This window comes from Enterobacter soli (assembly GCF_964208575.1).
GTDB classification, from domain to species: Bacteria; Pseudomonadota; Gammaproteobacteria; order Enterobacterales; family Enterobacteriaceae; genus Enterobacter; species Enterobacter soli_A.
Genome location: NZ_CAXOFU010000016.1, coordinates 1 through 18,544 on the forward strand (window position 1 = coordinate 1; position 18,544 = coordinate 18,544).

Annotated in this window: 21 protein-coding genes; 18 read left to right on the forward strand and 3 right to left on the reverse strand. The window is 60.9% G+C overall.

Annotated features, from left to right (window positions below; translation table 11 throughout):
• Positions 1-12: 12 nt before the first annotated feature.
• The 12 genes from phnE (at position 13) to phnP (ending at position 8,931) form a co-directional block, all read left to right on the forward strand.
• Positions 13-792, forward strand: coding sequence for a phosphonate ABC transporter, permease protein PhnE (gene phnE / locus AB6V08_RS16065; protein ID WP_368543938.1), 780 nt, complete (start codon positions 13-15; stop codon positions 790-792).
• 20 nt (positions 793-812) lie between these two features.
• Positions 813-1,538 carry a phosphonate metabolism transcriptional regulator PhnF gene (gene phnF / locus AB6V08_RS16070; RefSeq protein WP_368543825.1) on the forward strand — a complete coding sequence of 242 codons (726 nt, stop codon included), beginning with the start codon at positions 813-815 and terminating at the stop codon, positions 1,536-1,538.
• Positions 1,539-1,991 (forward strand): phosphonate C-P lyase system protein PhnG, encoded by a 453-nt coding sequence (gene phnG / locus AB6V08_RS16075; RefSeq protein ID WP_368543826.1) that lies wholly within the window; start codon positions 1,539-1,541, stop codon positions 1,989-1,991.
• Positions 1,988-2,572: a phosphonate C-P lyase system protein PhnH gene (gene phnH, locus AB6V08_RS16080; RefSeq protein ID WP_368543827.1), complete on the forward strand. Its 585-nt coding sequence runs from the start codon at positions 1,988-1,990 to the stop codon at positions 2,570-2,572. The genes phnG and phnH overlap by 4 nt, the downstream gene beginning before the upstream one ends.
• Positions 2,572-3,636 (forward strand): carbon-phosphorus lyase complex subunit PhnI, encoded by a 1,065-nt coding sequence (locus tag AB6V08_RS16085; protein WP_368543828.1) that lies wholly within the window; start codon positions 2,572-2,574, stop codon positions 3,634-3,636. Before phnH ends, AB6V08_RS16085 begins: the two co-directional genes overlap by 1 nt.
• Positions 3,629-4,474, forward strand: coding sequence for an alpha-D-ribose 1-methylphosphonate 5-phosphate C-P-lyase PhnJ (phnJ, locus tag AB6V08_RS16090; protein WP_368543829.1), 846 nt, complete (start codon positions 3,629-3,631; stop codon positions 4,472-4,474). Before AB6V08_RS16085 ends, phnJ begins: the two co-directional genes overlap by 8 nt.
• Positions 4,471-5,226 (forward strand): phosphonate C-P lyase system protein PhnK, encoded by a 756-nt coding sequence (phnK, locus tag AB6V08_RS16095; protein WP_368543830.1) that lies wholly within the window; start codon positions 4,471-4,473, stop codon positions 5,224-5,226. The genes phnJ and phnK overlap by 4 nt, the downstream gene beginning before the upstream one ends.
• Positions 5,227-5,374: 148 nt before the next feature.
• The gene (gene phnL / locus AB6V08_RS16100) at positions 5,375-6,055 is read left to right on the forward strand and encodes a phosphonate C-P lyase system protein PhnL (RefSeq protein WP_368543831.1); all 681 of its coding nucleotides are present in this window, start codon (positions 5,375-5,377) and stop codon (positions 6,053-6,055) included.
• Positions 6,052-7,188, forward strand: a complete 1,137-nt coding sequence (phnM, locus tag AB6V08_RS16105; protein ID WP_368543832.1) for an alpha-D-ribose 1-methylphosphonate 5-triphosphate diphosphatase — start codon at positions 6,052-6,054, stop codon at positions 7,186-7,188. Before phnL ends, phnM begins: the two co-directional genes overlap by 4 nt.
• On the forward strand, positions 7,185-7,736 hold the full coding sequence (gene phnN / locus AB6V08_RS16110; protein WP_368543939.1) for a ribose 1,5-bisphosphokinase: 552 nt from the start codon (positions 7,185-7,187) through the stop codon (positions 7,734-7,736). Before phnM ends, phnN begins: the two co-directional genes overlap by 4 nt.
• On the forward strand, positions 7,729-8,163 hold the full coding sequence (gene phnO / locus AB6V08_RS16115; RefSeq protein ID WP_368543833.1) for an aminoalkylphosphonate N-acetyltransferase: 435 nt from the start codon (positions 7,729-7,731) through the stop codon (positions 8,161-8,163). The genes phnN and phnO overlap by 8 nt, the downstream gene beginning before the upstream one ends.
• Before the next feature lie 9 nt (positions 8,164-8,172).
• On the forward strand, positions 8,173-8,931 hold the full coding sequence (gene phnP, locus AB6V08_RS16120; protein ID WP_368543835.1) for a phosphonate metabolism protein PhnP: 759 nt from the start codon (positions 8,173-8,175) through the stop codon (positions 8,929-8,931).
• A gap of 45 nt (positions 8,932-8,976) precedes the next feature.
• Here phnP and yjdP read toward each other — a convergent pair whose 3' ends face one another.
• Both yjdP and rpiB read right to left on the reverse strand, forming a co-directional pair.
• Complete coding sequence (yjdP, locus tag AB6V08_RS16125; protein ID WP_368543836.1) at positions 8,977-9,303, reverse strand: DDRRRQL repeat protein YjdP; 327 nt, start codon at positions 9,301-9,303, stop codon at positions 8,977-8,979.
• Positions 9,304-9,372: 69 nt separating this feature from the next.
• The gene (gene rpiB / locus AB6V08_RS16130; protein WP_368543837.1) at positions 9,373-9,822 is read right to left on the reverse strand and encodes a bifunctional allose-6-phosphate isomerase/ribose-5-phosphate isomerase RpiB; all 450 of its coding nucleotides are present in this window, start codon (positions 9,820-9,822) and stop codon (positions 9,373-9,375) included.
• A gap of 350 nt (positions 9,823-10,172) precedes the next feature.
• On the opposite strand from rpiB, the gene AB6V08_RS16135 reads away from it, so the two are divergent.
• The 6 genes from AB6V08_RS16135 to alsK all read left to right on the forward strand — a co-directional run bounded on the left by AB6V08_RS16135 (position 10,173) and on the right by alsK (position 16,313).
• Positions 10,173-11,063 carry a MurR/RpiR family transcriptional regulator gene (locus tag AB6V08_RS16135; RefSeq protein WP_256068064.1) on the forward strand — a complete coding sequence of 297 codons (891 nt, stop codon included), beginning with the start codon at positions 10,173-10,175 and terminating at the stop codon, positions 11,061-11,063.
• A 64-nt stretch (positions 11,064-11,127) separates the two neighbouring features.
• Positions 11,128-12,063: a D-allose transporter substrate-binding protein gene (gene alsB, locus AB6V08_RS16140; protein WP_368543838.1), complete on the forward strand. Its 936-nt coding sequence runs from the start codon at positions 11,128-11,130 to the stop codon at positions 12,061-12,063.
• A gap of 124 nt (positions 12,064-12,187) precedes the next feature.
• Positions 12,188-13,720, forward strand: a complete 1,533-nt coding sequence (gene alsA / locus AB6V08_RS16145) for a D-allose ABC transporter ATP-binding protein AlsA (protein WP_368543839.1) — start codon at positions 12,188-12,190, stop codon at positions 13,718-13,720.
• Positions 13,699-14,679 carry a D-allose ABC transporter permease gene (gene alsC / locus AB6V08_RS16150; protein WP_368543840.1) on the forward strand — a complete coding sequence of 327 codons (981 nt, stop codon included), beginning with the start codon at positions 13,699-13,701 and terminating at the stop codon, positions 14,677-14,679. The genes alsA and alsC overlap by 22 nt, the downstream gene beginning before the upstream one ends.
• Before the next feature lie 10 nt (positions 14,680-14,689).
• Complete coding sequence (gene alsE / locus AB6V08_RS16155; RefSeq protein WP_368543841.1) at positions 14,690-15,385, forward strand: D-allulose 6-phosphate 3-epimerase; 696 nt, start codon at positions 14,690-14,692, stop codon at positions 15,383-15,385.
• On the forward strand, positions 15,369-16,313 hold the full coding sequence (gene alsK / locus AB6V08_RS16160; RefSeq protein WP_368543842.1) for an allose kinase: 945 nt from the start codon (positions 15,369-15,371) through the stop codon (positions 16,311-16,313). The genes alsE and alsK overlap by 17 nt, the downstream gene beginning before the upstream one ends.
• Here the strand turns inward: alsK and AB6V08_RS16165 are convergent.
• Positions 16,267-18,543, reverse strand: a complete 2,277-nt coding sequence (locus AB6V08_RS16165) for an ATP-binding protein (RefSeq protein WP_368543843.1) — start codon at positions 18,541-18,543, stop codon at positions 16,267-16,269. The genes alsK and AB6V08_RS16165 overlap by 47 nt on opposite strands.
• Between the last annotated feature and the right edge of the window lies 1 nt (position 18,544).

Consider the following 18,544-nt stretch of genomic DNA (forward strand, 5'->3'; position numbering starts at 1 on the left):
AAAGGAGCAAACATGCAAACCATCACCATCCCACCGCCGAAACGCAGCTGGTTCTCGCTCATAAGCTGGGCCATCCTGCTGGCGGTGCTTGTTATCTCCTGGAAGGGCGCGGAAATGGATCCGCTGCTGCTCTTCAAAGACTCCGGCAACATGGCGACCTTCGCCGCCGACTTCTTCCCGCCGGACTTCAGCCAGTGGCAGGACTACCTCGGCGAAATGGCGATCACCCTGCAAATCGCCGTCTGGGGCACCGCGCTGGCCGTCATTCTCTCCATTCCCTTTGGCCTGATGAGCGCCGAAAACATCGTGCCGTGGTGGGTCTATCAGCCGATGCGCCGCCTGATGGACGCCTGCCGCGCCATCAACGAAATGGTCTTCGCCATGCTGTTCGTGGTGGCGGTCGGTCTCGGGCCGTTCGCGGGGGTGATGGCGCTGTTCATCCACACCACCGGCGTACTCTCCAAGCTGCTCTCCGAGGCGGTAGAAGCCATCGAGCCCGGCCCGGTGGAAGGCATTCGCGCAACCGGGGCCAACAAAATCGAAGAGATCCTCTACGGCGTGCTACCCCAGGTGATGCCGCTTTTAATCTCCTACTCCCTGTACCGCTTTGAGTCCAACGTCCGCTCCGCGACGGTGGTCGGCATGGTCGGCGCGGGCGGCATCGGCGTCACCCTGTGGGAAGCGATTCGCGGCTTCCAGTTCCAGCAAACCTGCGCATTGATGGTGCTGATTATCATCACCGTGAGCCTGCTGGATTTCCTCTCTCAACGCTTGCGTAAGCACTTCATCTGAGAAGCGAGGCTTTGATTGATATGCACTTATCCAGACATCCGACCAGTTACCCGACCCGCTGGCAGGAGATTGCGGCAAAGCTCGAAGTGGAGCTGCGCACGCACTACCGCTGCGGCGATTACCTGCCCGCCGAGCAGCAACTTGCCGACCGCTATGAAGTGAACCGCCACACCCTGCGCCGCGCCATCGATCAGCTGGTCGAGCGCGGCTGGGTGCAGCGCCGTCAGGGCGTGGGCGTGCTGGTGCTGATGCGCCCGTTCGACTACCCGCTCAACGCCCAGGCGCGCTTTAGCCAGAACCTGCTCGACCAGGGCAGCCACCCGACCAGCGAAAAGCTGCTGTCGGTGCTGCGCCCGGCCTCCGGCCACGTGGCGGACGCGCTGGGCGTGCAGGAGGGCGATAACGTGGTGCACCTGCGCACCCTGCGCCGGGTCAACGGCGTGGCGGTATGCCAGATAGACCACTACTTCGCCGACCTGAACCTCTGGCCGGTGCTGCAAAACTTCGCCAGCGGCTCGCTGCACGACTTTTTGTTCGCCGCCACCGGGATCGCGCTTAAGCGTACCCAGACGCGCATCAGCGCCCGCCGCGCGCAGGCCAAAGAGAGCAAGGTGCTGGAAATCCCCAACATGGCGCCGCTGCTCTGCGTGCGCACCCTTAACCACCGTGACGGCGAGATCAACGCAACGGAGTACTCCGTCAGCCTGACCCGCGCCGACATGATTGAATTCACCATGGAGCACTGAATGCACTTCGATACCTCCACCCGCCAGCGCTGGATGCGCGTGCTTGCCCACAGCCAGCCCGACGCCCTGCGCGGACGCATGGCGGCGCTCAGCCTGGCGCCAGAGTACGAGGCCATCCGCGCCCCGGAGATTGGTCTGGTTCAGCTTCAGGCGCGCATGGGCGGCACGGGCGAACGCTTCTTCGCGGGCGATGCCACCCTCACCCGCGCGGTTGTCCGCTTAGCCAGCGGCACGCTCGGCTACGGCTACGTACTGGGGCGCGATAAAGCCCACGCCGAACGCTGCGCGGCAATCGACGCCCTGTTGCAGGAACAGCCTCACTTCCAGTCACTAATGGAAACCCTGATTGCCCCGCTGGAAGCCGACCGCGCCGCACGCATTGCCGCGCGTCAGGCTGAGGTAAACACCAGCCGGGTCGACTTCTTTACGCTCGTTCGCGGAGATAACGCATGACGCTTCAACCCGCTTTTCCCCTGGCCGTCCAGGATGCCCAGCACAGTTTTCGTCGCCTGCTGAAGGCGATGAGCGAGCCGGGCGTGATTGTCTCGCTGCACCAGCTTCCGCAGGGCTGGCTGCCGCTCAACCTGGCGACCACCAGCGTGCTGCTGACCCTTGCCGACACCGACACCCCGGTGTGGCTCTCCGCCGCGCTGGCAAACGACATTGCCCGTCAGAACCTGCGCTTTCACACCAGCGCCCCGCTGGTCGAGCAGCCGCAGCAGGCAGTGTTTGCAGTGGCGGACGAAAACATCAGCCTGGAGCAGCTTAACGCCCTGAGCGAAGGCACCGCCGTCGCCCCGGAGACCAGCGCCACGCTGATTGTGCAGGTTTCCAGCCTGAGCGGGGGCCGCATGCTGCGCCTCACGGGGGCGGGTATTGCCGACGAGCGCATGGTCGCGCCCCGGCTGCCGGAGTGCATCATTCACGAGTTGACCGAGCGCCCGCACCCGTTCCCGCTCGGCATCGATCTGATCCTCACCTGCGGCGAGCGCCTGCTTGCCATCCCGCGAACCACCCACGTGGAGGTGTGCTGATGTACGTAGCCGTAAAAGGGGGCGAAAAGGCGATTGCCGCCGCCCATGCCCTTCAGGAGCACAGACGACGGGGCGATGCGCAGCTTCCCGAGCTGAGCGTTGCCCAGATTGAACAGCAGCTGAGCCTGGCCGTCGACCGGGTGATGACCGAGGGCGGCGTGGCCGACCGCGAGCTGGCGGCGCTGGCGCTCCGGCAGGCCAGCGGGGATAACGTCGAGGCCATCTTCCTGCTGCGCGCCTACCGCACCACCCTCGCGAAGCTGGCGGTGAGCGAGCCGCTCAATACCGCAGAGATGCGCCTGGAGCGCCGCATTTCCGCGGTCTACAAGGATATCCCCGGCGGCCAGCTGCTTGGCCCGACCTACGATTACACCCACCGCCTGCTGGATTTCACCCTGCTGGCGAACGGCGAAACCCCGCCCCTTGCGACGTCCGACGCCCCGCAGGAGGCCGCCCCCCACGTCTTTAGCCTGCTGGCGAATCAGGGGCTGGCGAAAGCCGAAGAGGACGCCGGACGCGCGCCGGACGACATCACCCGCACGCCGCCGGTCTACCCCTGCTCCCGCTCCTCCCGTTTACAGCAGCTGATCCGCGGCGACGAGGGCTATCTGCTGGCGCTGGCCTACTCCACCCAGCGCGGCTACGGGCGCAACCATCCCTTTGCGGCGGAGATCCGCAGCGGCTATATCGAGGTGGAAATTGTGCCGGAAGAGCTGGGTTTTGCGGTCAACGTCGGGGAACTCCTCGTAACCGAGTGCGAAATGGTCAACGGCTTCGTTGCCCCGGAAAATGACGCTCCGCACTTTACCCGCGGATACGGCCTGACATTTGGCATGAGCGAGCGCAAGGCGATGGCGATGGCGCTGGTCGACCGCGCATTGCAGGCCCCGGACTACGGCGAGCACATCGCCGGCCCGGCGCAGGACGAAGAGTTCGTGCTGGCCCACGCGGATAACGTGGAGGCCGCGGGCTTTGTCTCGCACCTCAAGCTGCCGCACTACGTCGATTTCCAGGCCGAACTGGAACTGCTGAAACGCCTGCAACGGGAGCGCGAAAATGGCTAACTTAAGCGGCTACAACTTTGCCTATCTGGACGAGCAGACCAAACGCATGATCCGCCGCGCGATCCTGAAAGCGGTGGCGATACCGGGCTATCAGGTGCCGTTCGGCGGCCGCGAGATGCCGATGCCCTACGGCTGGGGCACCGGCGGGATCCAGATCACCGCCAGCGTTATCGGCGAGTCCGACGTGCTGAAGGTAATCGACCAGGGCGCGGACGACACCACCAACGCGGTCTCTATCCGCAACTTCTTTAAGCGCGTGACGGGCGTCAACACCACTGAAAAAACCGAAGATGCGACGCTGATCCAGACCCGCCACCGCATCCCTGAAACGCCGCTCGCCGAAGATCAGATTTTGATTTTCCAGGTGCCGATCCCGGAGCCGCTGCGCTTTATCGAGCCGCGCGAAACCGAGACCCGCACCCTGCACGCCCTGGAGGAGTACGGCATCATGCAGGTGAAGCTGTATGAAGATATCGCCCGCTTCGGCCATATCGCCACCACCTACGCCTACCCGGTGAAAGTCAACGGGCGCTACGTGATGGATCCTTCCCCCATCCCGAAATTCGATAACCCGAAAATGGACATGATGCCCGCGCTTCAGCTGTTCGGCGCCGGGCGCGAGAAGCGCATCTACTCGGTGCCGCCGTACACGCGCGTCGAAAGCCTGGATTTCGACGATCACCCGTTTACGGTGCAGGAGTGGGACGAGCCGTGCGCCATCTGCGGCTCCAGACACAGCTATCTGGACGAAGTGGTGCTGGATGATTCGGGCAAACGGATGTTTGTCTGCTCCGATACCGACTTCTGCCGCCAACAGAGCGAGGCGAAAAGCCAATGAAACCGCTGCTTTCGGTTAATAACCTGACCCACCTTTATGCGCCGGGCAAAGGCTTTAGCGACGTGTCGTTCGAGCTGTGGCCGGGGGAAGTGCTCGGGATTGTCGGCGAGTCCGGCTCCGGCAAAACCACCCTGCTGAAGTCCATTTCGGCGCGCCTTGCGCCGCAAAACGGCGAGATCCGCTACGAAGACCAGTCGCTGTACGCCATGAGCGAGGCCGAGCGCCGCCGCCTGCTGCGCACCGAGTGGGGCGTGGTGCATCAGCATCCGATGGACGGCCTGCGCCGCCAGGTGTCGGCGGGCGGGAACATCGGCGAACGGCTGATGGCCACCGGAGCGCGCCACTACGGCAGCATCCGCGCCACGGCGCAGCGCTGGCTGGAAGAGGTGGAAATCCCCGCCTCACGCATCGACGACCTGCCCACCACCTTCTCCGGCGGGATGCAGCAGCGTCTGCAAATCGCCCGCAATCTGGTGACCCATCCGAAGCTGGTGTTTATGGACGAGCCGACCGGGGGGCTGGACGTGTCGGTGCAGGCGCGCCTGCTCGACCTGCTGCGCGGCCTGGTGGTGGAGCTGAACCTGGCGGTGGTGATTGTCACCCACGATCTGGGCGTCGCGCGCCTGCTGGCGGATCGTCTGCTGGTGATGAAGAGCGGCGAGGTGGTGGAAAGTGGGCTGACCGACCGGGTGCTCGACGATCCGCATCATCCCTACACCCAACTGCTGGTGTCGTCCGTATTGCAGAACTGAGGTGGCCGGTGCCGGGTGGCGCTGCGCTTACCCGGCCTACGAACGCCGCATCTTTATGTCGGGCCGCCACCCGGTAAAACGAACAACGCACCCTGTAGGCCGGGTAAGGCAACGCCGCCACCCGGCAAGAAAACGCCACGAGGCCAACATGATCCGCGTACAAAACGTCAGTAAAACCTTTGTGCTCCACCAGCAAAACGGCGTAAGGCTGCCGGTGCTGCAAAACGCCTCTCTCGAGGTCGACAGCGGCGAATGCGTGGTGCTTCACGGGCATTCCGGCAGCGGAAAATCCACCCTGCTGCGGTCCCTCTACGCCAACTACCTGCCGGACGAAGGCCACATCCACATCCGCCACCGCGACGAATGGGTCGATCTGTTGCAGGCGCCGGCGCGCAAAGTGCTGGACGTTCGCCGCTCGACCATCGGCTGGGTCAGCCAGTTTCTGCGGGTGATCCCGCGGGTATCCGCCCTGGACGTGGTGATGCAGCCGCTGCTGGATCTCGGCGTGCCGCGTCAAACCTGCGCCGCCAAAGCCGCCAGCCTGCTGACGCGCCTGAACGTGCCGGAGCGCCTGTGGCACCTTGCGCCGTCCACCTTTTCCGGCGGCGAGCAGCAGCGCGTGAACATCGCCCGCGGCTTTATCGTCGATTACCCGATCTTACTGCTCGACGAGCCCACCGCCTCGCTGGACAGCAAAAACAGCGCCGCGGTGGTTGAGCTGATCGAACAGGCCAAAGCCCGCGGCGCGGCGATCGTGGGGATCTTCCACGACGAAACCGTGCGCAGCCGCGTGGCGGACAGACTGCATTCAATGGGGACACACGCATGATCGTCAATAACGTAAAGCTGGTGCTGGAAAACGAAGTGGTTGGCGGCTCGATTGAGATTCAGGATGGAACGATCCGCGCCTATGCCGAAACCCAGAGCCGCTCCCCAGAAGCGATGGACGGCGAAGGCGGCTGGCTGCTGCCGGGGCTGATCGAGCTGCACACCGATAACCTGGATAAATTCTTCACCCCGCGCCCGAAGGTCGACTGGCCCGCCCATTCCGCGATGAGCAGCCACGACGCGCTGATGGTCGCCAGCGGCATTACCACGGTGCTGGACGCGGTGGCGATTGGAGACGTGCGCGACGGCGGCGACCGCTTAGAGAATCTGGAGAAGATGATCAACGCCGTGGAGGACACGCAAAAACGCGGGCTGAACCGCGCCGAGCACCGCCTTCACCTGCGCTGCGAGCTGCCCCACCACACTACCCTGCCGCTGTTTGAAAAGCTGGTCGGGCGCGAGCCGGTCACCCTGGTGTCGCTGATGGATCACTCGCCGGGGCAGCGCCAGTTCGCCAATATCGAGAAGTATCGCGAATACTATCAGGGCAAATATTCCCTCACCCACGACGAGATGGCGCGCTACGAAGAGGAGCAGCTGGCGCTGGCGGCGCGATGGTCGCAGCCGAACCGCCTCGCCATCGCGGCGATGTGCCGGGACCGCAGGATCGCCCTCGCCAGCCACGACGACGCCACGCACGACCACGTGCGGGAATCGCACCAGCTTGGCAGCGCGATCGCCGAATTTCCCACCACGTTTGAAGCGGCGGAAGCCTCGCGACGTCACGGCATGAGCGTGCTGATGGGTGCGCCCAACATCGTGCGCGGCGGCTCCCACTCCGGCAACGTGGCGGCGAGCAAACTGGCCTCTCTGGGCCTGCTGGATATTCTCTCGTCCGATTATTACCCCGCCAGCCTGCTGGATGCGGCGTTTCGCGTAGCGGACGACGAGGGCAACGATTTCACCCTCGCGCCGGCGATTCGCCTGGTGACGAAGAACCCGGCGGATGCGCTGCGCCTGGCGGATCGCGGGGTGATTGCCGAAGGGAAGCGGGCGGACCTGGTGCTGGCGCATCGCAAAGGCGCGCATGTTCATATTGACCACGTGTGGCGACAGGGAAAACGGGTGTTCTGATGGGACGAGTGATCTGGTTAATGGGGCCTTCGGGCTCCGGTAAAGACAGCCTGCTGTCGGCGCTGCGCCAGCGGGAACACGCGCAGCTGCTGGTGGCGCATCGCTATATTACCCGCCCGGCGAACGCCGGCAGCGAGAACCATATTGCCCTCAGCGAGCAGGAGTTTTTCACCCGCGCCGGGCAGAACCTGCTGGCGCTCAGCTGGCACGCGAACGGCTTTTACTACGGCGTGGGCATTGAGATAGACCTGTGGCTGCACGCCGGTTTTGACGTGCTGGTTAACGGCTCCCGCGCCCATCTGGCGCAGGCGCAGGCGCGGTATGCATCGGCGCTGCTGCCGGTCTGTTTGCAGGTCTCCCCCGAGGTGCTGCGCAGCCGCCTGCAAAGCCGGGGACGGGAAAACGCCGTTGAGATCGAGCAGCGGCTGGCGCGCGCCGCGCGCTATACCCCTTCGGCGTGCCACGTCCTCAACAATGACGGAAGTTTGCTACAGTCAGTCGATAACTTTTTATCGCTTATCCGCCAGAAGGAGAAACAGCATGCCTGACTGCCAGCTTCGCCCCGCCACCGCCGATGACGCGCAGGCCGTCTACGCCCTGATCTGCGAGCTTAAGCAGGCAGAATTCGATCCTCAGGCGTTTCACGCCGGATACCTTGCCAATTTGCAGGATCATAATATGCGCTACCAGCTCGCGGAGCTGGACGGCCAGGCAATCGGTATGATTGGCCTGCACATGCAGTTTCATCTGCATCACGCCCGCTGGATCGGTGAGATCCAGGAGCTGGTGGTAATGCCCCAGGCGCGCGGGCTGAAAATTGGCAGCCGGCTGCTGGCCTGGGCAGAGGATATCGCCCGCCAGGCGGGTGCAGAGCTGACGGAGCTGTCCACCAGCGTAAAGCGCGTCGACGCGCACCGTTTTTACGTTCGTGAAGGGTATACGCAGAGCCATTTCCGATTCACCAAACCGCTGTAGAGGTGCGCTATGAGTCTGACTATCACGCTGACGGGAACCGGGGGCGCCCAGCTGGTGCCGGTGTTTGGCTGCGACTGCGCCGCCTGTCGCCGGGCGCGTTTGCAGGAGACGCATCGCCGCCGCCCCTGCGGTGGGGTAGTGAAATTCAACGACGCGGTGACGCTGCTGGACGCGGGCAGCCCGCGCCTGGTCGACGACTGGGCGGCGGGCAGCTTCCGGCAGTTTTTACTCACCCACTACCATATGGATCACGTCCAGGGCCTGTTCCCGCTGCGCTGGGGCGTGGGAGCGACCATCCCGGTCTACGGCCCGCCGGACGAGGCAGGCTGCGACGACCTTTTCAAACATCCCGGCATTCTGGATTTCAGCCATACGGTCGAGCCGTTTGTGATGTTTGAGCTTCAGGGACTGCGGGTGACGCCGCTGCCGCTAAACCACTCAAAGCTGACCTTCGGTTATCTGCTGGAGAGCGCCCACAGCCGCGTGGCGTGGCTGTCTGATACCGCCGGGCTGCCGGACAAAACCGTAACGTTTTTGCTCAACAATCACCCGCAGGTGATGGTCATCGACTGTAGCCATCCCCCGCGCGACGAAACGCCGCGCAATCACTGCGATTTGAACACGGTAGTTGCGTTAAACGCGGTGATTGGCTGCCCGCAGGTGATTCTGACCCACATCAGCCACCAGTTTGACGTGTGGATGATGGATAACCCGCTGCCGAAGGGGATTGAGGCAGGCTACGACGGGATGGTGCTGGTGCTGGATTAGTTTTCGCCCTCTCCCTTTGGAAGGGCTGAGGGCAACAGGCCGCACTTAACCTCGGTCGTAATCATCCTCTAACCGGCGCTCGTCATCTTCCAGCTGACGCCGGTCCTCATCAAGCTGGCGCTGACGCTCGTCCAACCGCTGACGCCTGTCGTCAAGCTGTCTGCGCCGCTCGTCGTACTGACGGCTGTCCGTGCGGCGATTATCGTTGTAGCGATCGTCATCATCGTTATTTCGGCTAGTGCTGCCGGGGTTATAGGCGTCGTTGATCGCCTGCTGAATGTTACCAATGGCATCATCAATAATATCGGCATGCGCCAGCTGGCTGGTTAAGGACAGCAGGCAAAATAACAGCGCGGTAGAGTAACGTTTCATAGAGCCAGTCTCGCAGGTGAGCTGGCTTTACGGTAATTAACGGGCGGGGGGAGGAGTAGCGGAGGAATCTCAAATTCTGGCGTGTTCAATCGCCCCTATCGCCTCCACCCGCGTCTGGTGCCGTCCCCCTTCAAACGCCGCATCCAGCCACGCATCAACGATCATTTTTGCCAGCTCCAGACCGACCACGCGCGAGCCAAAGGCCAGTATGTTGGTGTCATTGTGCTGGCGGGAAAGCTGCGCCGAGTAAGGTTCGCTACAGACGACCGCGCGAATGCCGGGAAATTTGTTGGCGGTGATGGAGATCCCCACCCCCGTGCCGCAGATCAAAATGCCGCTCTCCGCTTCTCCCGCGATAACGGCCTGCGCCACCGCGCTGGCGAAATGCGGGTAATCGGTTCGCTCTGGCGACCAGGTGCCTTTATCCACCACCTCAATTCCCCGGGCGCGCAGGTGCGCCAGAATGTCCTCTTTCAGGATAAAACCAACGTGGTCGCAGCCAAACGCAATCCTTCTCATATATGCCTCTCAGTGGGTTAACTTTACGAACTCGATGAGAGTTGTGATTTAAGACCGGTTTGTTGTGCAATAAAACCACAAAACTATCGAGTTCTGTGCGTGTTCTACACCCGTGCTTTTCCCTTTTCAAGCGCATCATTAGGAAAATCGTCCCGCTTCACGCAAAGCCCACAAAGAGTAACATATGATAATCACTTGATTTATAGTGATATTTAAAATAAACCCCAACGCAAAACTTCACAACACCAAAAACTTTATGAATTTATAATTATTGTGAAGTTGCCAGCATATTTCCCAGGATGAATGTGGTGATATAGTGTCGTCTTCATTTTTATGGACAAAAGAGAGCGATGAGCCAGTCAGAATTTGAAAAAGAGCTGCCTAACGGCATCGGCCTGGCGCCGTACCTGCGCATGAAGCAGGAGGGGATGACCGACAACGAAAGCCGCATCGTCGACTGGCTGCTTCAGCCGGGCAATCTGCGCGGCACCCCGGCGATCAAAGACGTGGCCGAGGCGCTGACGGTTTCAGAGGCGATGATTGTCAAAGTTGCGAAACTGCTGGGATTCAGCGGCTTTCGCAATCTGCGCGCCGCGCTGGTGGACTATTTTTCCCAGTCTGAACAGGTACTGCCTGCCGAACTTGCTTTCGATGAAGCGCCACAGGACGTGGTCAACAAGGTGTTTAACATTACGCTGCGCACCATTATGGAAGGCCAGTCGATTGTGAACGTCGATGAAATTCACCGTGCGGCACGCTTTTTCGCCCAGGCGAATCAGCGCGACCTGTACGGCGTGGGGGGATCGAACGCCATTTGTGCCGATATCCAGCACAAGTTTTTGCGCATCGGCGTGCGCTGCCAGTCCTATCAGGACGCGCACATTATGATGATGTCTGCATCGCTGCTGAAAGAGGGCGATGTGGTGCTGGTGGTCTCGCATTCCGGGCGCACCAGCGATGTTAAATCGGCCGTTGAGCTGGCAAAAAAGAACGGTGCAAAAATTATCTGTATTACCCATAGCTACCATTCGCCTATTGCCAAACTGGCTGATTATATTATTTGTTCGCCAGCACCAGAGACTCCCTTATTAGGGAGAAACGCCTCCGCGCGTATATTACAATTAACATTATTAGATGCTTTATTTGTTTCCGTGGCCCAGCAGAATATTGAACAGGCCACATTAAATATGCAAAAAACCGGCGCTATTGTGGATTTCTTCTCCCCTGGCGCACTGAAGTAAAAATAAAAGGTTGATCCCACATTCGTGGGATCAACAAAATGTACCCTACATTGAGAACACTGCTATGAATAAATATCTGAAATATTTCAGCGGCGCCGCTATGGGCTTAATGTTATCCACCAGTGCGTTTGCTGCAGCGGAATATGCAGTCGTATTAAAAACGCTCTCGAATCCATTCTGGGTGGATATGAAGAAAGGGATTGAAGATGAAGCGAAAACGCTCGGCGTGAGCGTAGATATTTTTGCCTCACCGTCCGAAGGGGATTTCCAGTCGCAATTACAGCTTTTCGAAGATTTGAGTAATAAAAAATATAAGGGCATCGCGTTTGCCCCGCTCTCCTCCGTCAACCTGGTCATGCCCGTCGCGCGCGCCTGGCAAAAGGGGATTTACCTCGTCAACCTCGATGAAAAAATCGATATGGATAACCTGAAAAAAGCGGGCGGCAACGTGGAAGGATTTGTGACCACGGATAACGTCGCCGTAGGCGCTAAAGGGGCGGATTTTATTATCGATAAGCTCGGTGCCGAAGGCGGTGAAGTGGCGATTATCGAAGGCAAAGCCGGGAACGCATCCGGTGAAGCCCGCCGTAACGGTGCGACGGAAGCCTTCAAAAAGGCCAGCCACATCAAGCTGGTTGCCAGCCAGCCGGCCGACTGGGATCGCATTAAGGCGCTGGATGTGGCAACGAACGTATTGCAACGTAACCCGAACCTGAAGGCCTTCTACTGCGCCAACGATACGATGGCAATGGGCGTAGCGCAGGCGGTGGCCAATGCGGGCAAGCTCGGCAAAGTGCTGGTGGTGGGCACCGACGGTATTCCGGAGGCGCGCAAGATGGTCGAAGCCGGGCAGATGACCGCCACGGTAGCGCAGAACCCGGCGGATATTGGCGCGACGGGCCTGAAGCTGATGGTGGATGCGGCGAAAACCGGGAAGGTGATCCCGCTGGAAAAAGCACCGGAATTCAAGCTGGTGGATTCGATTCTGGTGACGAAATAATACCGACTCGGTGCGGCCTGGTGCCCTCACCCCAGCCCTCTCCCACGGGTTTGGCTCGGTGCGGCCTGATGCCCTCACCCCGGCCCTCTCCCACGGGGAGAGGGAGTATTAATAAGGAGTTAACATGGTCACGCCATATATATCAATGGCGGGGATCGGCAAATCCTTTGGTCCGGTTCACGCATTAAAATCGGTTGATTTAACTATATATCCCCACGAGATCCACGCTTTATTAGGGGAAAATGGTGCCGGTAAATCAACCTTAATGAAAGTATTGTCGGGAATACATGAACCGACCAAAGGCACCATTACTATTAAAGAAACAAAATACGACAAACTCGATCATAAACTGGCGGCCCAGCTCGGCATTGGCATTATTTATCAGGAACTCAGCGTAATTGATGAATTAACCGTGCTGGAGAATCTCTATATTGGCCGCCACCTGACGAAAAAAGCGTTCGGCGTCAATATTATCGACTGGAAAGAGATGCGTATTCGCGCAGCGATGATGTTATTGCGCATCGGCCTGAAAGTGGATTTAGATGAAAAAGTGGCAAATTTATCTATCAGCCACAAACAGATGCTCGAAATAGCCAAAACCCTGATGCTCGACGCCAAAGTGATCATCATGGATGAACCCACCTCCTCCCTCACCAATAAAGAGGTGGATTACCTGTTCCTGATCATGAACCAGCTGCGCAAAGAGGGAACAGCGATTGTCTATATCTCTCATAAGCTTGCGGAGATTCGCCGCATCTGCGACCGCTACACGGTCATGAAAGACGGCAGCAGCGTGTGCAGCGGCATGGTGAGTGACGTCTCAAACGACGACATTGTGCGCCTGATGGTGGGCCGCGAGCTGCAAAACCGCTTTAACGCCATGAAAGAGAGCACCGGTAACGTCGAGCGCGACACGGTGTTTGAGGTGAAAAACGTCACCAGCCGGGACAAGAAAAAGGTCCGCGATATTTCATTCAGCGTGAACCGGGGTGAAATCCTCGGCTTCGCCGGGCTGGTGGGCTCTGGCCGTACCGAGCTGATGGACTGCCTGTTCGGCGTGGATAAACGCAGCAGCGGTGAAATCCGTCTTAACGGCAAAACCATCTCCCCGCGCTCGCCGCTGGATGCGCTGAAAAAGGGCATGGCCTACATCACCGAGAGCCGCCGGGAAAACGGCTTTTTCCCGAACTTCTCTATCGCCCAGAACATGGCGGTCAGCCAGAGTCTGAAAAACGGCGGCTACAAAGGGGCGATGGGGCTGTTCCGGGAAAGCGAGGAGCGCAAAACCGCCGAAGCCCAGCGGCAGCTTCTGGCGCTGAAATGCCATAGCGTCGAGCAAAACATCACCGAGCTTTCCGGCGGCAATCAGCAAAAGGTGCTGATTTCCAAATGGCTGTGTTGTAACCCGGAGGTCATCATTTTTGATGAGCCCACCCGCGGCATCGACGTCGGCGCCAAAGCCGAAATCTACAAGGTGATGCGCGGTCTTGCCGACGAGGGCAAGGTCATCCTGATGGTGTCATCCGAACTTCCTGAAATTATCGCCGTCTGCGACCGCATTGCCGTGTTCTGCGAAGGGCGACTCACGCAAATCCTGACCAATCGCGACAACATGAGCGAAGAGGAGATCATGGCATGGGCATTACCACAAGAGTGAAAGGCGATATGGCCGAGAAGAAGCCGTTTAACTTCGCGCTGTTCTGGGACAAGTACGGCACCTTTTTCATCCTCGCGATCATCGTGGCCATCTTCGGCACGCTGTCGTCTGAATATTTCCTGACCACCAACAATATCACCCAGATTTTTGTGCAAAGCTCGGTGACGGTGTTAATCGGGATGGGCGAATTTTTTGCGATTCTGGTGGCGGGCATTGACCTCTCCGTTGGCGCGATCCTTGCCCTCTCCGGCATGGTGACCGCCAAGCTGATGCTGGCGGGCGTCGATCCCTTCCTCGCGGCGCTGATTGGCGGCGTGCTGGTGGGCGGCGCGCTCGGGGCCATCAACGGCTGCCTGGTGAACTGGACAGGGCTGCACCCGTTCATTATTACTCTCGGCACCAACGCTATTTTCCGCGGGATTACGCTGGTGATCTCCGACGCCAACTCGGTGTACGGCTTCTCGTTCGAGTTTGTGAACTTCTTTGCCGCGAGCGTGTTGGGCGTCCCCGTGCCGGTGATCTTCTCGCTGATTGTGGCGGTGATCCTGTGGTTCCTCACCACCCGGATGCGGCTCGGGCGCAATATCTACGCCCTCGGCGGCAACAAGAACTCGGCGTTCTACTCCGGTATCGACGTGAAGTTCCACATTCTGGTGGTGTTTATCATCTCCGGCGTATGTGCCGGACTGGCGGGCGTGGTCTCTACCGCGCGTCTGGGGGCGGCGGAGCCGCTCGCCGGAATGGGCTTTGAAACCTACGCCATCGCCAGCGCCATTATCGGCGGCACCAGCTTCTTCGGCGGCAAGGGCCGCATCTTCTCGGTCGTCATTGGCGGGTTAATTATCGGCACCATCAATAACGGACTTAACATTCTCCAGGTTCAGACCTATTACCAGCTGGTGGTGATGGGCGGGTTGATTATCGCCGCTGTCGCCCTCGATAGACTGATCAGTAAGTAAGGAATTCACCATGAAAATCTCTCCCTCTTTGATGTGTATGGATCTGCTGAAATTCAAAGAACAGATCGAATTCATTGACCAGCACGCGGACTACTTCCATATCGACATCATGGATGGCCACTTTGTCCCGAACCTGACGCTGTCGCCGTTTTTTGTCGGCCAGGTGAAAAAGCTGGCGACCAAGCCGCTGGACTGCCACCTGATGGTGACCCGCCCGCAGGATTACATCAGCCAGCTGGCGCAGGCGGGGGCCGATTTCATCACCCTGCACCCGGAAACCATCAACGGCCAGGCGTTCCGGCTGATTGAAGAAATCCGCCGCCACGGCATGAAGGTCGGCCTGATCCTCAACCCGGAAACCCCGGTTGAGGCGATGAAATACTATATTCACAAAGCCGACAAAATTACCGTTATGACCGTTGATCCGGGCTTTGCCGGGCAGCCGTTCATTCCGGAAATGCTGGATAAAATTGCTGAGCTGAAGGCCTGGCGCGAGCGCGAAGGGCTGAGCTATGAAATTGAGATCGACGGCTCCTGCAATCAGGCCACCTATCGTAAGCTGATGGCCGCAGGGGCAGACGTATTTATCGTCGGCACCTCTGGCCTGTTCAATAACGCAGAGAATATCGACGAGGCGTGGCAGCAGATGGCGCGGCAGATCCTGTCGGCCAGAGACGAGGTAATGCCCCATGCAAAAACAGCCTGACGTGGTCGCCGGAGTGGATATGGGGGCGACCCATATTCGCTTCTGCCTGCAACGCGAAGACGGCACCGTGCTGCACTGCGAAAAACAGCGCACGGCAGACGTGATTGCGCCCGGCGTGGTGCAGGGCGTGGCGGCGCTGATTAACGACCAGCTTCGGCGCTTTCAGGTGCGTTGTCGCGGGCTGGTGATGGGCTTTCCGGCGCTGGTGGGCAAAGACAAGCGCACCATTATCTCGACGCCCAACCTGCCGCTTCAGGCCAGCGCGCTGTGCGGTCTGGCAGATCGTCTGGAGGCCGCCCTGAGCTGCCCGGTGGAGTTTTCCCGCGACGTTAACCTGCAGCTCTCGTTTGACGTGGTGCAGCAGCATCTTCAGCAGCAGCAGGTGCTGGCGGCCTATCTGGGCACGGGAATGGGCTTTGCCATCTGGCTGAACGGCGCGCCCTGGACCGGGGCGCACGGCGTGGCGGGGGAGCTGGGGCATATTCCGCAGGGGGAGATGTCTCTTCGCTGCGGGTGCGGCAACGCCGGATGTCTGGAAACCGTCTGCTCCGGCATCGCCCTCAAGCAGTGGTATGAGCAGCGGCCGCGGGATTACGCGATGGGCGACATCTTTACCGCCGCCCGCGACGAACCCTTTGTGCAGCACCTGCTCGCCCATGCCGCGCGCGCCATCGCCACCAGCGTCAACCTCTTCGACCCGGATGCGGTCATTCTCGGCGGCGGGGTTATGGATATGCCCGATTTTCCGCGCGACGCGCTGATCGCGCAGATTAAACAGCATCTTCGCCGTCCGCTGCCCTATGACGCGGTGCGCTTTATCGCCGCATCGTCGTCGTCCTTTAACGGGGCGCAGGGCGCGGCGGCGCTGGCCCGCCGGCAGTTTATGTCATCACCTTCCGTAGCGCCTGCGCCAGCTGTACACGGCTGAACGGCTTGCGCAGGAGCGGGACGTCCGGCAGCTGCGGGTTGTGCGCCGGACGCAGATCCTGCCCGCTCACCAGCAGCACCGGAAGCTGCGGGTAGCGGGTGCGCACGTGGTTAATCACCTCCGCGCCGCTTAAGCTGCCCGGCAGCATTAAGTCGCTGATCAGCATACCGATATCCGGCGAGGCGTCGAGCATGTTCAGCGCCTGCTCGCCGCTTTCGGCCTCAAGGGTCAGGTAGCCAAGCTGGTGCAGCTGCTCGCACAGGGTCTGCCGCACGTCGGCCTCGTCCTCCAGCACCAGCACCAGCCGCTCGCTCTGGGCGGCATCGTCGGGGGCGTCGGTTTCCGGCCTGGAAACCGGGGCCTGGGTCGAGCGCGGCAGCTGCAGGCGCACGGTGGTTCCCTGCCCCGGCGCGCTTTCTACCTCCACGCGCCCGCCGGACTGGCGCACAAAGCCGTAGACCATCGACAGCCCTAACCCGCTGCCGCTCCCGGTCTGCTTGGTGGTGAAGAACGGCTCAAAGACCCGGGACTTCACCTCCTGAGACATCCCGCCGCCGCGATCAATCACCTCCAGGGCGACCATATCCTGCCTGCGCCCGTCGCTGCGGGTGACGCGCTGGTTCCAGGTGCGGATTTTAATCACCCCGCTCTGCCCCTCCATCGCGTCACGGGCGTTCATCACCAGGTTGATAATGGCGTTCTCCAGCTGGCTTACGTCGATCCACGCGGGCCACGCCGGGGACTGGGCTTCGATCTCCAGCGTAATGGTGGCGGGCAGGGAGTGGCACATCAGCTCGCCGAGGTTTTCCAGCAGCGGCTTCATCTCGACGGCGTGCGGGTTCAGGGACTGCTTGCGGGAAAACGCCAGCAGCCGCTGGGTCAGCAAGGCTCCGCGTTCGGCGGCCTTCAGCGCCCGGGTGATGCGGGGCGCGTCCTTCGAGGCGGACTCGGTGAGCTCCAGGCTGCCGATAATCACCGCCAGCAGGTTGTTAAAATCATGGGCCAGCCCGCCGGTCAATTGCCCCACGGCCTTCATCTTCTGGCTGTGCAGCAGCGCCTCCTCCAGCCCCTGCCGCTCGATGCGGTCGATCTCCATCTGCGAGGTTTTTTGTTTCAGCAGGCGGGTGGTGTGCTCCAGCGACGCGGTATTGCGGGCAAAAACGTTAAAGGCGCGCGCCAGCTCGCCCAGCTCGTCGCGCCGCTGCAGGGCGGGCACGGAGACATCCTGCTCGCCGTGGGCGAGGCGCGACATCGCCCGGGAGATGGCCGTCAGGTTGGAGCCGAGATTGCGGTAGATATACCAGCAGGCGCAGCCGGTGATGATCAGCGCCAGCAGCGCGAACACGCTGATAAACACGCTTATCGAGCGCAGCTCCTGGTGGCTCTGGGCGGTGCGCAGGGTGGAGGCCTGCGCCACCTGCGCCACGTACTGATTGATGTCGCTGTTCAGAATCGCCACCAGCGCCTTGATGTGGAACATATACCAGCTGATGGACAGGTCGCTCTCCTCCAGCCGCTTCGACAGCGGGGCGAGCTTGCGCAGCTCGGCGCTAAAGTCCGGCAGCACGACGTCCACCACCGGCTGGGTGGCGCTGCGGGGCAAGGCCGCCGTCACCGCATCGAGCTGCTGCACCGTGGCGCGCGGCGACGGGGTGTCGATGGCGGCGGCGATCAGCCGGTCCATTTCCGTTAGCTGCCGCGCGTCCGGCACGTTGCTGCCGTAGCGGCGGTTGATGTCCTGCAAATGCCGAAGATAGCTCTGGCTCTGGTAGAGCGCGCTGAGCAGCGCGTTGCGCTCCAGATGGCGTTGCTGACCGCGCTCCAGCATTCCCGTCACGCTCTGCTGTAGCTCATTGCTGCGACGAATGATCCGCGCCACCAGCGCGGGCTCCTGCTGCGCCAGCGGGGCATCGGCCAGCCGTTCGAGGGACTGGCGCAGCGCCGTCTGGGTTTGCTTGAGCCGCTCGGCCTCGCCTTTGTACTCCAGCGCCCCCACCACCTGGGAGAGCCGCACCGCCGCCGTGGCGACGTTCGCGGTGTCGCGCGCGAGGTTCATGCTGCCGGTCATGTCGTTCAGGGTCTGCTGCTGCACCTGCTCCTGGATCCGGCTGGCGTGGCGAAAGCCGAGCACCGCCACGCCGCTGACCATTAACGTCACCGCCACCACCAGCAGATTGAAGATCAGCAGGCGACCGCGGGCGCTGGCGAAGAAGGGCGGACGTGATGGCATG